Origin of the sequence: Streptomyces sp. SID12488 (genome assembly GCF_010548275.1) — a bacterium.
Lineage (GTDB): Bacteria > Actinomycetota > Actinomycetes > Streptomycetales > Streptomycetaceae > Streptomyces.
On the sequence record NZ_JAAGLT010000006.1, the window covers coordinates 184,815 to 200,044 of the forward strand.

The window sequence follows — 15,230 nt, forward strand, 5'->3', positions numbered from 1 at the left end:
TCTTCTCGCGGTGTCGCCGTTTCCTGGGCGCGGCTCCGTCCACGCATCTCCATTGGTCCGCACGCACCCGTGCGTGCCGGCTTTCGAGTAGGAGAAACCTTTCCGTGACTGCGCATCCGGATTCCCGCCCCGGCCCCCGATGGGCCGCGTTGACCGCACTCCTCAGCACCAGCGTGCTGCTGACCGCGTGCTCGTCCGGCAGCGGCAGCAGTTCGAGCAACGACAGCGGCCGGGCGACGTCCGGCGGCACACTGACCTTCGCGGTGGGTTCCGACTCCGGCTGCGTCGATCCCCAGCAGGTCGCCAGCAACGAGACCATCTACTCGCTGCGCCAGATCGTCGACTCCCTGACCGACCAGGATTCGAAGACCGGCAAGATCGTGCCGTGGCTGGCCAAGAGCTGGGACGTCAGCTCGGACGCGACGACCTTCACCTTCCACCTGAGATCGGGCGTCACCTTCAGCGATGGGACACCGCTGACGGCGCAGGCGGTCAAGGACAACTTCGACGCGGTACCGAAGCTCGGCGCCCTGGGCACCCTCGCCCAGGGATACCTGAGCGGCTTGGAGAGCACGACCGTGGTCGACCCGCTCACCGTGCGGGTGAAGTTCGCGCAGCCCAACGCGCAGTTCCTGCAGGCGACTTCGACGTTCTCGCTGGGCATCGAGTCCTCGGCGAGCGCGAAGAAGTCCCCGCAGCAGAAGTGCAGCGAGGGAATCGTCGGCAGCGGCCCGTTCACGCTGAAGCAGTATGTGCAGAACCAGTCGATCACCCTGGCCAAGCGCACCAAGTACGCCTGGGGTTCCTCGCTGTGGAGCAAGGAAGGCGAGGCCTACCTCGACAAGGTGGTGTTCAAGGTCGTACCCGAGGCCGGGGTGCGCACCGGCAGTCTGCAGTCCGGGCAGGTCGACGCGATCAGCAGCGTCGCCAAGGCCAACGAAGCGGCGCTCAAGGGCGGCCAGGTGAACCTGCTGCGGCGAGCCAACCCGGGCAACGTGTTCAACCTGGGACTGAACAACTCCCGTCCCGTACTGAAGGACGTGAAGGTGCGTCAGGCGATCCTGTTCGCCATCGACCGGCAGCAGATCGTCGACGCCGTGTTCCCGACCGGCACCCAGCCGGCCACCAGCATCCTCGCGCACACCACCCCGGACTACACGAGCCTCGGTTCGGATCTCTCCTTTGACGCGGCGAGGGCGAAGTCCCTGCTGGATGCGGCCGGTTGGAAGGCGGGCAGTGACGGCATCCGGACGAAGAACGGCACCAGGCTGAGCCTCGACGTCACATGGTTCGCCAACGCGGCCACGAACCAGCCCGCGCTGGAGCTGGTTCAGCAGCAACTGAAGGACGTCGGCATTGAGATCGTGCTCAAGGAACGGCAGATCACCCAGTTCGCCACCACGCTGCAGGCCGGTGACTTCGACGCCGTGTGGGGCAACATCACCCGCGCCGACCCGGACATCCTGCGCAGCCAGTTCTCCACGAAGCTGGCCAACTTCTACCACCTGCCGACGAGCCCGCTCGACTCCCTGCTGACCCAGCAGGCGGCGACCGTCGACGCGGCCAAGCGTGAGCAACTGGTCGCCCAGGCACAGCAGTTGATCGTGCGGAACGCCTATGTGGTGCCCGTGGTGGAGCTGCAGACCCAACTCGGGGTGGCGAAGAAGGTGCACGACCTCGACTTCGAGGCCTCCAGCCGGATCCAGCTGCACGACACCTGGATCGGCTAGCGCATGCGCCGGTATGTGATCAAGCGCGTCGCGCAGGCGCTCGGGGTGCTGTGGGCGGCCTACACGGTCTCGTTCCTGGTGCTGGACCTCCTGCCCGGTGACCCGGTGTCGGCGATGGCCGGCGCCGGGGCGGACTCCGGGCAGGTCGATCCCGCGCAGCTCGCCAGGCTCCGGCACGAGTACGGCTTCGACAAGCCGGTGCTGGTGCAGTACGCCGACTATCTCGGCAAGGCTGTGCGCGGGGACTTCGGCGACTCGGTCTCCACCGGCCGTCCGGTGACCTCGGCCCTGGGCGACGCGCTGCCGCAGACCCTGGCCCTGACCGGTACGGCGCTGTTGCTCGCGGTGCTCCTCGGCGGCGGTCTCGCGGTGCTGGCGACCTACACCTCGCGGCGGTGGCTGCGGCAACTGCTGCTGTCGTTGCCGCCGTTGGGTGTGTCGGTGCCGACCTTCTGGGTGGGGCTGCTGCTCGTCGAGCTGTTCTCCTTCCGGCTGCGCTGGTTCCCTGCGTTCGGCAACGACGGGTTGCGGGGCCTGGTCCTGCCGGCACTGACGCTGGCGATCCCGACCGGCGCGCTGGTCGCACAGGTACTGGCCAAGAGCCTGCTCACAGCCCTCGATCAGGCCTATGTGGAGACCGCGCGGGCCAAGGGCGCCGGACCCTGGCGTATTCATCTGCGGCACGCGCTGCGCAACGCGTCACTGCCGGCGCTGACGGTCGTAGGACTGCTGGCCGGGCAGCTGATCGCCGGTTCGGTGGTCGTCGAGACCGTGTTCTCCCGCGACGGCCTGGGCCGGGTGACGGCCGCCGCGGTCACGGCCCAGGACCTCCCGCTGGTCCAGGGGGTCGTGGTGTTCGGGGCGCTCATCTTCGTACTGGCCAATCTGATCGTCGACCTCGTCTATCCGCTCCTCGACCCGCGGATCGTCGTGGCCTCCGGCAGCAAGGGGAGATTCGCATGACCCAGCCCCTCGTCGACGATGTCGCCACCGGCGCCGCGCTCGGCCTGCCGCGTCCGGTCGAACCCGGCATCGGCCCGAAGACCGGGCGAGGTCTCGAACCGCGGCGCGTCCTGCGGTTCCTCGTGCGCCGGCCCGGCCTGCTGGTGTCGGTTCTCGTGGTGGTCCTCGTGGTGCTGGCCGCTTTCTGGCCGGGTCTGTTCACCTCGCAGGACCCGTTGCGCGGGGTGCCGTCGCAGAACTTCAGCAGCCCCAGCGGCACACACTGGTTCGGCACCGACGAACTGGGACGCGATCTGTTCTCGCGGGTGGTGCACGGTGCCCAGTTGTCGTTGAAGGCCACTCTGATAGCGGTGGCGGTCGCCTTCGTGGTCGGCGGTCTCATCGGGCTGGTCGCCGGGTTCGTCGGCCGCTGGGTCGACGACGTGCTGATGCGCTTCGTCGACGTACTGCTGTCGATCCCGGCGCTGTTCCTGTCCCTGGCGCTGGTCACCGCCCTGGGCTACGGGACTGTGAAGGTCGCGGTCGCGGTCGGGGCCGCCAGCGTCGCCGCCTTCGCCCGGGTGACGCGCGCGGAGGTGCTGCGGGTGCGGCAGGCGGTCTTCGTCGAGGCATCCCGCTCGTGCGGGTCCCGCTGGTACTCGGTCCTCGGCCGGCATGTACTGCCCAACGCTGCGGGCCCGGTGATGGTCCTGGCCACCCTCGACTTCGGCACCTCCGTCCTGGCCGTGTCGTCGCTGAGTTTCCTCGGCTACGGGGCACCGCCGCCGGCGCCGGAGTGGGGCACGCTGATCGCCGACGGGCGCAACTATCTGGGCAACGCCTGGTGGCTCACCGCACTGCCCGGTCTGGCGATCGCCGCGACCGTGCTGGCCACCAACCGCATCGCGCGAGCGCTGGACGGCGAATGGTCCCGACAGCGATGACCGGCCCCACGGCGACCGACCTCACGCCCAACGACCCCGGAACGGGTGGCAACGTGACGAACACACCGGAACCCCTGCTGGAGGTACGGGGCCTGACGGTGTCGTACCGCACCCGCGGCGGCACCGTACCGGCCGTTCGGGGCGTCGACCTCGACGTGTGGCCGGGCCAGGTGACCGCGGTGGTCGGCGAGTCCGGATCCGGCAAGAGCACGACCGCGCACGCGATCGTCCGGCTCCTGGCGGCGAACGGCGGAATCGACGCCGGGACGGTCCGCTTCGGGCGGCACGACCTCGCCGCGCTGTCGGAGCAGGAGCTGCGAACCGTACGCGGTGCGCAGATCGGCCTGGTGCCCCAGGACCCCACGGTGTCGCTCAACCCGGTCAAACGCATCGGCGAACAGGTCGCCGAGGTGCTGCGCATCCACGGGCTGGCGACCCGCCGCTCCGCCCCGGCGGACGCGATCGCGATCCTGGACCGGGCCGGGCTGCCCGACGCCGCCACCCGTGCCCGGCAGTACCCGCACGAACTGTCCGGGGGGATGCAGCAACGCGCCCTGATCGCCGTCGCCATCGCGGGCAGGCCCAAGCTGATCATCGCGGACGAGCCGACGAGCGCGCTGGACGTCACCGTGCAGCGGGTCATCCTCGACCATCTCCAGCACCTCGCCGAGGAGTTGGGCACGGCGGTGCTGCTGGTGACGCACGATCTCGGCGTCGCCGCCGACCGGGCGCAGCGGATCGTCGTCATGTCCGAGGGACGGGTCGTCGAGGCCGGTCCGACCCGTGCCATCCTCGGCGATCCGCAGCACGAGTACACCCGACGGCTGCTGGCGAGCGCCCCGAGCCTGGCCACCGCACGCCCCCGGGTCCCGCTCCCGCTCGCGGCCACCTCCGTTGCCGAAGCCGCGCCGCTGGTCGAGGTGCGCAACGCGGTCAAGGAGTTCCGGCTCCCCCGCACCGCGGGCTCGGCCCGCACGCTGCGCGCCGTCGACGACGTCAGCTTCACCCTCCACCGGGGCCGCACGCTGGCCCTGGTCGGCGAGTCCGGTTCCGGGAAGTCGACCACCGCCCGTCTGGTGCTCCGGCTGACCGACGCGACCTCCGGCCGCATCGTCTTCGACGGCGCCGACATCACGACCGCAGGCGGGGCGCAGGCACGGCAGTTGCGCCGCCGGGCCCAGCTCGTCTACCAGAACCCGTACGCCTCACTGGATCCCCGGTTCGCCATCGGCGAGGTGATCACCGAGCCGCTGCGCGCGTTCAAGGTCGGTGACCGTGTCTCGCGGCTCGCCCGGGCGGGTGAACTGCTCGAACGGGTCGCGCTGCCCAAGTCGACGCTGGAGCGCCGCCCGGCGGAGCTGTCCGGCGGCCAACGGCAGCGCGTCGCGATCGCCCGCGCCCTGGCGCTCTCCCCCGACCTGGTGGTGTGCGACGAACCGGTGTCCGCGCTCGACGTGTCCGTCCAGTCCCAGGTACTCGAACTGCTCGCCGAACTGCAGGCCGACACCGGAGTGGCGTACCTGTTCATCTCGCACGACCTGGCCGTCGTACGCCAGATCGCGCACCACGTCGCCGTGATGCGCTCAGGCCGGGTCGTCGAGACGGGGACCGCCGAGGAGCTCTTCACCCGCCCGCGCCACGACTACACCCGCGAGTTGCTCGCGGCGATTCCCGGCGGCCGTCACACCACGGCCGAGGCCGAACCGCTGGAAGAAACACTCGAAGAGGCAGAGAAGGAAAACGCATGACCGTTCAGGACACCACCGCAGACCTGTCCGCCTTCACCCACGACTGGCAGGAGTGGCACACCGGGCAGGAGACACGGCTCGCCGACCCGCACGGGTTCCTCGCCGTCACCGGCCTGCACTGGCTCGCCGACGAGCCGCAGCGCTTCCCGGACGCTCCGGGCGCCTGGTCGACCGGCGCCGACGGGGTCGTCGTGGTCCTCGGCGACGGTGAGGAACTGGTCGTCGACGGCACTCCCGTGCACGGCGAGCACCGCTTCGGGGTGATCCCGGAGCGCGGCGGGGTCAACGCGGTCTGGGGTGACGCCGTGATTGAGGTGGCCAAGCGCGGCGGACACGACATCGTCCGTCCCCGGCACCCGGACAATCCGCTGCGCACCGCGTTCACCGGCACGCCCGCCTACGCCCCGCAGCCCCGCTGGTCGGTGACCGGCCGTTACACGGCCTTCGACGAGCCGCGACCGACGACCGTGGGCGCTGCGGTCGAGGGCCTCGAGCACGTGTACGACGCACCGGGCCGGGTCGAGTTCGAGCTGGACGGACGTCCGCTGGCCCTGACGGCGTTCCCCGGGCACGGCCCAGGCAGTCTGCTGGTGCTGTTCACCGACGCAACCTCCGGGGTCACCACCTACGCGGCCAACCGGGCTCTCTCCCTCGGTGCGCCCGCCGCCGACGGCACGGTCGTCCTGGACTTCAACCGGGCGACCAACCTGCCCTGCGCCTACACCGACCTGGCCACCTGCCCGCTGCCGCCGGCCGAGAACCGGCTGCCCGTGGCGATCGAGGCCGGAGAGAAGCTCCCGCGCGAGCGCGGCGGGTCCTGAACACCCGGCGCCACCAGGACGACCCCCAGACGACCCCGACCCGACCAGGACCGGACCAGGACGGAAGAACGCCGTATGAGCACCCCCGCGATCAGTTCGCTGGCCTTTCTCACCCCGGGCAACTTCGCCGACGACGACCCGTACACGGGACTGGAGGAGACGCTACAGCTGTTCGAGTACGGCGAACGGCTCGGCTTCGACGGCGCGTGGATCCGGCAACGCCATCTCGAACACGGTGTCGGCTCGGCCGCGGTCTTCCTCGCCGCGGCCGGTCAGCGCACCGAGCGGGTCGAGCTGGGGACCGCCGTCATCCCGATCGGGTACGAGAGCCCGTTCCGGCTCGCCGAGGACCTTGCGCTGGCCGATGTCCTGTCCCGAGGCCGGCTCCAGGTCGGGCTCAGCACCGGCATGCCGCACGCCGAACTCCTCGGCGACCTGGTGTACGACGGGGACTGGCGCGGCTTCGACCTGTCGTACGGCAGGATCGCCCGCCTGATCGACCATCTGCGCGGCGACTACCTCGGCGGCCCGGACACGGTGATCCAGTCACCCGGCAACACCCAGCGGCCACGCCTGCAGCCGCACAACCCCGGCCTGGTGGACCGGGTCTGGTACGGCGGCGGCAGTCTGCGTTCGGTCCGGTGGGCCGGTGAGCACGGCCTGAACCTGCTCAGCGGCAACATCGTCACCGGCCAAGGCACCGACGACTTCACCACGGCCCAGTTCGCCCTGCTCTCCGAGTACCGGCGCGCCCTCTCCGGGGAGCCTCCGACACGGGTGGCGCTGGGTCGGGTGATCGTGCCCTTCGACAGCGCGGACGCGTCCACCCGCGCCCGCTACCGGGAGTACGCGGCGAGTCGGCACGCGCGAACCCTGGCGCCACAGGGCCCGAAGCGGATCCTGTTCGCCCCGGACGTGGTCGGGACGGCGGACCAGATCCTGGAGCAACTGGCCGCGGATCCCGTGGTCGCGGCCGTCCCGGAGCTGCGCCTTGAGCTGCCCTACGAGTTTCACCGGTCCGACTACGAACAGATCCTGCACGACGTACGGCACCTGATCGCCCCCGAGTTGGGCTGGCGGCCCGACTCTGCACCGCTGCACGGAGCGGGCCGATGAGCCACGCTCCGCACGAGCCGCAGGAGTCACCGGTGCGGCTGGAGATCCACTCCCGTGAGCCGTTCGCCGACGGTCATCGCTTCGCCGGGAGCGGGGCATACGAAGTGATCACCGCCACGGCCCACTACTCGGTCGATCCGGACGCACCCGCCCACGACTCGATCACCGACCTCGCACTCGCACCGCGCGACAGCACGGGCAGGGTGCGGTTCAGCGGGGACGTCGAAATCCTCCGGCCGGTCGGCGGCGGGCGGCGTCGCCTGTTCTTCGACTGGGGCAACCGGGGCAACAAGCGGGCTGTGCAGTACTTCTGCGACACCCCGCACACCAATCGCCCGCGCACACTCGCCGACGCCGGCGACGGCTATCTGATGCGGCGCGGACACACGGTCGTCTTCGGCGCGTGGTAGGGCGACCTGCTGCCCGGCGACGGCCGTCTGCTGCTCGACCTCCCGGTGGCGACGCACGGCGGGGAGCCCGTACGGGGCCTGACGACGGCCGATTTCATCGTGCAGGAGCCCACGCTGTCGCTTCCGCTGTCACGCTGGACGAGTACACGGGCCGTACCGGTCAGTGAGCGGGGCGAGCCCACCGCGCGGCTCACCCGGCGGCGTTACCCGCACAGCGCGCCGGAGGACATACCGGCGCGGGCCTGGCGGTTCGCCCGGCTGCAAGAGGGCGGGAACGACGTGCAGGGCATGGCCGTCGCCGTCGTACCGAGCCGCACCGACCTCTACGCGGCTGCTCCTCGACGAGGACGTCGAACGGGCGGTGACGGCGGCAGCGGACTGGTCCGCTCCCCGCCACCGCTTCGACCTGCCCTGACCACCCCGTCGTGCCGATTCCGATGCCGATGCCGGACGCGTGTCAGGGGCGGCTCACCCCGCTCCCGGGCCCGCGACGGCGAGCACGGTTCCCCCTTGGGGACCGCAGGCCTCGAAGCGCCGCTCGCCGACCGAATCCGACACCTGGCCAGGTAGGCCGGAGCCATGGCAGACGCTGCGATGCATGTAGACGAAACTCGTAGCCGCACGCATGCGGAACTCGCCTCCGTCGGCCGGGCTCGGGCAATCAGCGCGACTCCAGCCCCGACCGACCGCCGTCAGCGAGGCGGGTGGGACGGGAGGGTATCGGGGGTGACGCGCTCGGCCTTTGCTGCTTCGGCGAGGGCCTCGGCAGCGGCTTCGGCGGCCTGGGCCTTGTCGTTGGCGGCCTGGGTGACCATGTCGTCCGAAGGTTTCTCGCGGGTGGCCGGCGACTGGGGCAGCACCTCGGTGAAGGCGCGGGACATGCCCTGGAGTGCGGAGGTGATCTCGCTGGGGATCACCCAGAAGTTGTTGCCCGAGCCCTGCGCGAGCTGGGGCAGCGTCTGAAGGTACTGGTAGGCGAGCAGCTTGGGGTCGGGGTCGTTGCGATGTACGGCCTGGAACACCTCGTCGATGGCCCGGGACTGGCCCTCGGCCTGGAGGATCGCAGCGGTACGGTTACCCTCCGCGCGCAGGACGGCGGCCTGTTTGTCGCCTTCGGCGGTGAGGATCTGGGACTGGCGCTGCCCCTCGGCCCCGAGAATCGCGGCCCGCTTGTCCCGCTCGGCTCGCATCTGCTTCTGCATCGCGTCCTTGATGGACTGCGGCGGGTCGATGGCCTTGATCTCCACCCGGTTGACCCTCAGCCCCCACTTCCCGGTGGCCTCGTCCAGCACGCCACGGAGCTGGCTGTTGATGGTGTCCCGTGAGGTGAGGGTCTTTTCCAGATCCATGGATCCCACGACGTTGCGCAAGGTGGTCACGGTGAGTTGTTCGACCGCCTGAAGGAAATTCGCGATCTCGTAGAAAGCCGCTCGCGGGTCGGTCACCTGGAAATAGAGCACGGTGTCGATCTCAACGACCAGGTTGTCCTCGGTGATGACCGGTTGCGGTTTGAAGGAAACGACCTGTTCCCGCAGATCGATCACCGGATGAACCCGGTCGATGAAAGGGATGACGAGGCTGAGGCCGGGATCCAGAGTCCGGTAGTAGCGGCCGAGCCGCTCGACATTGCGAGCGCGGGCCTGGGGCACGATACGGACCGCCCGCACCACGGTGAAAACCGCGATCAGCGCGACGACGAGGCCGGTGATGAGGAACGCTGAGGTTTCCATGGCTTCAGTCCCGGGGGTAGACGATCGCGGTGGCGCCGCTGATCTCCATGACGTCGACGGTCTTTCCTGGTGGAATCACCAGCGTCTCGTCGTAGGCGCGGGCCGTCCACTCCTCACCGTCGATACGGACCCTGCCGCCCAGGCCCGTCACCTCCGATACGACGTAGGCAGCCTTGCCGACCAGCGCGTCCACACCGAATCGCTCCACCTGGGGCCGGAGCACGTGGCGCAGCGCAACGGGGCGCACGAACAGCACGGTGACTGTGGAAACGATCGTGAACACAAAGAACTGCAAGGGCAGCGGCAGCCCGGCCGCTGCGGACCCCGCCGCGACCAACGCGGCCGCACTCAGCAGTCCGAGCGCGGCAGTAAGGGTGAAGATCTCCGCCACAGCCAACACGGCTGCGACGATCAACCAGATCAGCCATGGATCCATTGCGTGCCTCTTCTGACCGGTGCGGGCGCGAAGGGCCTGACTCCTACCATTGCACCTCGATACGAGACAGCCGCGATACCCCTGGGGAAAGGAAATCTGCCGACAACCGGTGATGCACTTGTGCAATATGCGCCCCGAGCGAGCCACTTCATGCCTTTACGGCAATTTTACCCGCAGGGAGAAGGTCCGCGCGAATTCCGCAGCGCGAAGAGCTGGGGCCGTCTGGGTCCGCCTCCTTCGTCCGACTCCACGCCGCCGGACACCGTCAGCACGACCGCTCACACGCGTGACGCCCCGGACAAGGATGTCCGGGGCGTCGGGCCGCGGTGGCCGCTTCCTTACACCGCGACGATGCCCTCCATGCCGGACTCGGCGAAGGAGGGCAGTCCTGTGACGGTGGTGACCTTGGTGAGCGAGCCGTTCCTGCCGACGCGGAAGCCGTCGACCGTACCGGAGACGGCGTTCTGCACGTACAGGAACTTCTCGTCCCTGGTCACCGCCAGGTCGATCACGCCTTGCGACATGGCCGAGGGCGGGGTGGCGATACCGACGTCGTTGCTGAGCGCGAGCCTTCCGTGCCGGTCGGTGCGGTAGCCGGTGACGGTGGAGTTGCCGGTGTTGCCGCCGTAGAAGAAGTCGCCGGCCCGCTCCAGCCAGCACAGCGTGTTCTGGCCGTTGGCCAGGGGCCGTTGGACGACCTTGAGGGTTCCGTCGGCGTGCACCTTGTACGTGCTCACCGTCGATTTCTCGGCCTCGGCCACCAGCATCCGGCCGCCCTTGTCGAAGGTGATCGCGAACGGTACTCCGCCCGCCGAGTCGTTGACCACCGGCCGATGGGCGGGGCGTCCGTCGCGCCGCATCGGGAAGACCTCGACGGTGTTCGCCGACTTGGTGGTGACGACCAGCGCACGCCCGTCCGGCGTGAACGCGACCTGCCCGGGCGAGCTGCTGAACAGCGGCACCTTCTCGTTGTCCAGTCCGAGCGAGCGATGGGAACCGCTCAACGCCACCAGGCCCTTCGCGGTGATCCGGAATCCCTGGACGCTGCCTTCCCCGCCCGCGTTCATGACGTACGCCAGCGTGCCGGAGACGGCGATCGATGCGGGAAAGTCCCCGCCGGAGGAGATGACTTGGCGGCTCGTCAGCTTCTGCCCCTGGACCCGGAACGAGGTCACGGTGCCGCTGCCCGCATTGACCGCAAGCAGTGAGCCCGACCTGTCGTCGTAGACGAGGGAGCCCTGGGACGCGAGCGAGTCGGTGGGCGCGTCGACCTGGTCCCCTCCTTTGCCGCCGGTCGCGTAGCTGCCCGCAGGACTCAGCGCGCCGTCGTCACCGCGCTCGAAGGCGTGGATGGTGTTACCTGCGAGTTCGTTGCCCTGTACGAAGACCGCGTGGCCGGCCTTGGCCGTGCGCCCGGACCGCTGCGGTTCCCCGGCGGAGGCGAAGTTCACCGTGGTGACGGCCGCCACCGCGGCGAGGATCCCTGCTCCGGCGACGGTCAGCCGCACCTGTAGCGATGACCTGCGCCTGGTGTGCCTGCTCATGCATTGCTCCTAGGACCTTCGCCGCCACCACGGAACGGCGGCGCGCAGCACCAGAGTTACCTGCGGGACGAGCGGGCCACGAGGGGTTTCACCACCACGTCAGGCTCTCGTAAGGTCTGCCCGCCCGGCACACCGTCCACAGGCTGCCACTGTCGGTTCTCCCGGCGACGAGGCTGCGTCCCACAGCCTGAGGACCCGAGAGGAACAGGGATCCGGGACTGCTCAGGACGCGGGAGTCCTCGTCAGGCGTTCCGCGAGCGTGGTCGCGAACTCCTCCGCCCGGGCCAGCTGCGTACGCAGATCGGCGACCCGCTGCTGGGCGGCCTGCTCGAACCCGCGTATGCGCTCCAGCAGTTGCTCACGGTCTACGGGCGGTAGTTCCTCGCCGGAGTCGAGGCGGTCGGTGGTGTCGAGCAGGGCGCGCATCTCGTCGAGGGTGAAACCGAGCGGCTTCATACGGCGGATGACCATCAGGCGGGCGACGTCGGCCTCGGTGTAGAGGCGGAAGCCGCCCTGGGAGCGGGCGGAGGGGATGACGAGGCCGGTGTCCTCGTAGTGCCGGATGGTGCGCAGTGACAGCTCGGTTCGGGTGGCGACCTCGCCGATCTGCATGTGCTCGCTGCTCACGCGGGGTGCCTTCCTCGTCTCTCACTCGGGCCGGCTGCCTGCCGTGCCCGTTCCCGTGGTGCGGGACGCCGTCCCGTGCAGCACCATCAGGAACGCGCCAGTCATTGGGTGTCGGTGATCTCGTCGACCAGCTTCGTGGTCATCAGCGACTCCGCCGCCCACATCTGGGACGCCTCTTCCGTCGCCGCCCTGGACGCCATCGAGACCAAGTACGCCCAGCGCGGCAGGACCGTCGAGATCATCGGCCTGAACGAACCCAGCGCCCGGATCCACAAGACGCTCAGCGGCGAACTCACCGGCAGCCACTGACCACGTCCGACGCCGTCGTGCGCCCGCCTGCCGCCCGGAGGGCCAAGGACGCAGAAGCGGTGCCCGGTCGGTCAAGGACCAGGCAGCACTGCTACAGCCGGGCAGGGTCCTGGGCGGAAGCCGTGGCATCGGCGCTCTCCGTGCGTATCACGGCCACCCGCAGCGTCACGGCAGCGTGACTCCCGCCACCGGGCCCCAGGTCAGAACGGCCGGGACACCGCCGCCGAGGCTGGCGGACAGGCACAGGCCCCAGCGCATGGCCGCCCCGTCCGTGGCCATCCTCAGCACCTGGCCCGTCAGCAGCCCGCGAACGGTCGCGCGGACGGCACCGACCGGCATCACCGGGACGGTTGCCCGGGTGAGGAGTCCTGGCAACCGCCGCAGTGACGAGTGCGCTGTTCGGAGAGAAACGCACCCGTCCGCCGAAGGAGTCAGCCGCACAAGGCTTCAACAGGATTCCCCAGAGCCATACTTGACCAAGTGGGGGATCATCCCGCAGCAGCTCGGAGGGGAGAGGCATTTACCCAGTGAACAGTGACAGCCAGGGTGTGGGGAAGGCAGAGGTACGGCTCAAGTGGGACCCGAGCCCCTGGAACCAGCCACCCCACCATCTCGACATCATCGCCGCCACCTACTCGGCGGACGCCCCCTACGGGCGGCCTGTGTACATCGTCCACTTCGACAGCCGCTCACCGGACGGCACCATCAACATGAGCCGGCACAGCCAGACCGGTCAAGGCCTCGGCTACGTCGAAGCGATGACCCTGGAGCTCGATCGCCTCGCTTCCTCCTTCGCACGAGTGGTCGTAGGCGTGGCGATCCATCAGAACAGCGGCCCCAAGACATTCGGCGACCTGTCGAACGCCGGAGTACTGGTCGTCGAGGGGTACAGGCAACTACTGAAGGACGACTTCGCACAGCTCTCCGGATCAACTGCCGCGACGTTCGCGGAGTTCACCCGGAATGCCTCCGAAGGTTGGGCATTTCGCGAGATGGTCCGGGGATTCGACAGCGACCCCGCCCTCTTCAGCGCGGAGATGGGCAGCGTCCCACAACCTTGACCGTGCTGCTGCAACAATCACACTTCCTTCTGCACGGCGACCCACTGCGATGAGCCCTTCTGGTCGTTCTCACGGGCCAGGACGCTCAGAAGGTCCTGCATCCGCCCGTCGACGCCGTACGCATCGAAGGCGGGAGACCAAGTCGGGGCCGCTGCAGCGCGATTTCGAAGAGTTCGCGCTCCGTTGCATATACGGCGTTACGGAGGTTGATCGCGGGCTTGGGCGAGGTCCCGGCGTTCGCGTACGACGACGGGTACTCAAAGGCCTGCCCGCCCGAGTGACGCCGCACGATGATTGTGAAGGCTTCTTTTCGCTTCTGTGGCATTTGCTGATTGGAAGGGCTGGATTCCATACGCTTCTGGCCGTCCACAGAAAGGGAGCTTCTGATGCGCCACACCTGGGCCACCGTCGTGGTGAGTCTCGCAGCCGCGTTCACCACCGCCCTGTCCACCGGTGCCCACGCCGCACCGAGTGGTCAAGGCCCGCACCACCACCGCCAGTTACTGGCCCGCGACGACTTCCGGCACGGCACCGGCCAGTGGGCGGCCGAGCTGGAGAAGGGCGGCAGCGTCACAGCGAAGCACGGCGTGCTGGACGTCGACGTGCCCGCCGGGGCCTCGGTGTGGTTCAAGCGGCCGTTCGCGGGCCGCTACGAGATCGACTTCACGGCGACCCCGGTCTCGGCGGGCGGCGCCAACGACCGGGTCAGTGACCTCAACTCCTTCTGGAACGCCCGGGATCCGAAATCCCCGGAGAACCTGTTCAGCACAGCCCGCAGCGGCGCCCTTGCCGACTACGACCAGCTCACCACGTACTACGCGGGCCTTGGCGCGAACTCCAACACCACCACCCGGCTTCGCCGTTACGTCGGCGTGGCGGGCTCCCGGCCGCTGATCTACGACTACACCTCGCCGCTGCTCACCGCGAACGAGCCCAACCGCGTCCGGCTGGTCTCCGATGGCAAGCACATCCAGTACTGGGACAACGGCGAGCTGGTCTTCGACTACACCGACGAGGACCCGTACACCAGCGGCTGGTTCGCCTTCCGCACCACCTGGAGTCACTTCCACATCACCGACTTCCGCGTGTGGCGCATCGAAGGCGGTCAGCGTGGCTGAGCTTTCACGCAGCACGCCCTCAAGGCGGCAGCGGCAGCCGTCGCGGCGCCCCCGCTCTCCTGTGCACTCGTCGCCGACCCGGTGAAGCTCACCTGGTCGGAGGGCGGCAACCCCGCCGAGGCCCCCGGCACCACATTCGGCGTGGCCTGGCACCAGGGCACGCTCCACGCCGACCGGGCCTTCGCCCTCACCGCCGCCGACGCGACGGCGGTCCCCGTCCAGTCCTGGCCCAGCGCCCACTGGCCGACGGCACCCTGAGATGGACCACCCGCGCGGTCGGCGCCACCGCCCGGCTGACTTCGCACCGGACGAGAGCGACATCCCGGGCTTCCGGGCCGCCTGGCTGGACTACTGCCGCTACTTCAACGCCACCTCCGCCGAACAGAAGGCACGCTACGGCGCGAGTTTCAAGGTGAGCCTGGTCCAGGGTCACTCCCGGCTGGACGCGTACGCGGCGAGCCGGACGGGCGAGGCCGCGCCGGCCACCCGGGCCTGAAACAAGTTCAGCGTGGGCGACGGCTATCCGGACGCGAGCACCTCATGGGCGACCACGAGGATCGACGGCCCCACCGTGCTCAACGCCGGCACCGACGCTCCCTGGATCAGCACCAACTCCACCGCGCTGTACGGTCTCGCGGCCATCGAGAACCTCGCCCTGGTCGGTGACACGCCGAACTGAACCAGGGCTGGTGCA

The 15,230-nt window shown here is 69.4% G+C and carries 15 protein-coding genes and 2 pseudogenes; 12 read left to right on the plus strand and 5 right to left on the minus strand.

Translation table 11 applies throughout. The features are described from left to right. Positions 1-104: 104 nt before the first annotated feature. From G3I56_RS12520 to G3I56_RS12550, 7 genes are all read left to right on the plus strand, one after another. Positions 105-1,730, plus strand: coding sequence for an ABC transporter substrate-binding protein (locus tag G3I56_RS12520; RefSeq protein ID WP_164408995.1), 1,626 nt, complete (start codon positions 105-107; stop codon positions 1,728-1,730). Positions 1,731-1,733: 3 nt separating this feature from the next. Then, a complete protein-coding gene (locus tag G3I56_RS12525; RefSeq protein WP_164408996.1) occupies positions 1,734-2,693 on the plus strand; it encodes an ABC transporter permease in 960 nt (319 codons plus the stop codon). Then, complete coding sequence (locus G3I56_RS12530) at positions 2,690-3,616, plus strand: ABC transporter permease (RefSeq protein ID WP_164408997.1); 927 nt, start codon at positions 2,690-2,692, stop codon at positions 3,614-3,616. Before G3I56_RS12525 ends, G3I56_RS12530 begins: the two co-directional genes overlap by 4 nt. Continuing rightward, on the plus strand, positions 3,613-5,364 hold the full coding sequence (locus G3I56_RS12535) for an ABC transporter ATP-binding protein (RefSeq protein WP_239134843.1): 1,752 nt from the start codon (positions 3,613-3,615) through the stop codon (positions 5,362-5,364). The genes G3I56_RS12530 and G3I56_RS12535 overlap by 4 nt, the downstream gene beginning before the upstream one ends. After that, positions 5,361-6,185 carry a DUF1684 domain-containing protein gene (locus G3I56_RS12540; protein WP_164409000.1) on the plus strand — a complete coding sequence of 275 codons (825 nt, stop codon included), beginning with the start codon at positions 5,361-5,363 and terminating at the stop codon, positions 6,183-6,185. Before G3I56_RS12535 ends, G3I56_RS12540 begins: the two co-directional genes overlap by 4 nt. A 75-nt stretch (positions 6,186-6,260) precedes the next feature. Further along, positions 6,261-7,301 (plus strand): LLM class flavin-dependent oxidoreductase, encoded by a 1,041-nt coding sequence (locus G3I56_RS12545; RefSeq protein ID WP_164409001.1) that lies wholly within the window; start codon positions 6,261-6,263, stop codon positions 7,299-7,301. Next, a complete protein-coding gene (locus G3I56_RS12550; protein WP_164409002.1) occupies positions 7,298-7,711 on the plus strand; it encodes a hypothetical protein in 414 nt (137 codons plus the stop codon). The genes G3I56_RS12545 and G3I56_RS12550 overlap by 4 nt, the downstream gene beginning before the upstream one ends. 692 nt (positions 7,712-8,403) lie before the next feature. On the opposite strand, the gene G3I56_RS12555 is transcribed toward G3I56_RS12550, so the two are convergent. The 4 genes from G3I56_RS12555 to G3I56_RS12570 all read right to left on the minus strand — a co-directional run bounded on the left by G3I56_RS12555 (position 8,404) and on the right by G3I56_RS12570 (position 12,048). Beyond that, entirely contained in the window at positions 8,404-9,441 is a 1,038-nt protein-coding gene (locus tag G3I56_RS12555) for an SPFH domain-containing protein (RefSeq protein WP_164409003.1), read from the minus strand. A 4-nt stretch (positions 9,442-9,445) separates the two neighbouring features. Further along, positions 9,446-9,877 carry an NfeD family protein gene (locus G3I56_RS12560; protein ID WP_164409004.1) on the minus strand — a complete coding sequence of 144 codons (432 nt, stop codon included), beginning with the start codon at positions 9,875-9,877 and terminating at the stop codon, positions 9,446-9,448. A 338-nt stretch (positions 9,878-10,215) separates the two neighbouring features. Further along, positions 10,216-11,421 carry a beta-propeller fold lactonase family protein gene (locus G3I56_RS12565; protein WP_164409005.1) on the minus strand — a complete coding sequence of 402 codons (1,206 nt, stop codon included), beginning with the start codon at positions 11,419-11,421 and terminating at the stop codon, positions 10,216-10,218. A gap of 222 nt (positions 11,422-11,643) precedes the next feature. After that, positions 11,644-12,048, minus strand: coding sequence for a MerR family transcriptional regulator (locus tag G3I56_RS12570; RefSeq protein ID WP_164409006.1), 405 nt, complete (start codon positions 12,046-12,048; stop codon positions 11,644-11,646). 135 nt (positions 12,049-12,183) lie between these two features. Between G3I56_RS12570 and G3I56_RS12575 the strand changes: the two are divergent. Beyond that, positions 12,184-12,357 (plus strand): annotated as a pseudogene (locus G3I56_RS12575) (sodium-independent anion transporter); the annotation flags it as partial. A 165-nt stretch (positions 12,358-12,522) separates the two neighbouring features. On the opposite strand, the gene G3I56_RS12580 reads toward G3I56_RS12575, so the two are convergent. After that, positions 12,523-12,696, minus strand: a complete 174-nt coding sequence (locus tag G3I56_RS12580) for a hypothetical protein (RefSeq protein ID WP_164409007.1) — start codon at positions 12,694-12,696, stop codon at positions 12,523-12,525. A 188-nt stretch (positions 12,697-12,884) separates the two neighbouring features. Between G3I56_RS12580 and G3I56_RS12585 the strand changes: the two genes are divergently transcribed. The 4 genes and pseudogenes from G3I56_RS12585 to G3I56_RS43760 form a co-directional block, all read left to right on the plus strand. Then, complete coding sequence (locus G3I56_RS12585) at positions 12,885-13,418, plus strand: TerD family protein (protein ID WP_164409009.1); 534 nt, start codon at positions 12,885-12,887, stop codon at positions 13,416-13,418. Between the two features lie 386 nt (positions 13,419-13,804). After that, a complete protein-coding gene (locus G3I56_RS12590) occupies positions 13,805-14,536 on the plus strand; it encodes a DUF6250 domain-containing protein (protein ID WP_164409011.1) in 732 nt (243 codons plus the stop codon). Between the two features lie 81 nt (positions 14,537-14,617). Next, positions 14,618-14,794 carry a hypothetical protein gene (locus G3I56_RS12595; RefSeq protein ID WP_164409012.1) on the plus strand — a complete coding sequence of 59 codons (177 nt, stop codon included), beginning with the start codon at positions 14,618-14,620 and terminating at the stop codon, positions 14,792-14,794. Between the two features lie 58 nt (positions 14,795-14,852). Beyond that, a pseudogene (locus tag G3I56_RS43760) lies at positions 14,853-15,215 on the plus strand (Tat pathway signal sequence domain protein); the annotation flags it as partial. Positions 15,216-15,230: the final 15 nt, after the last annotated feature.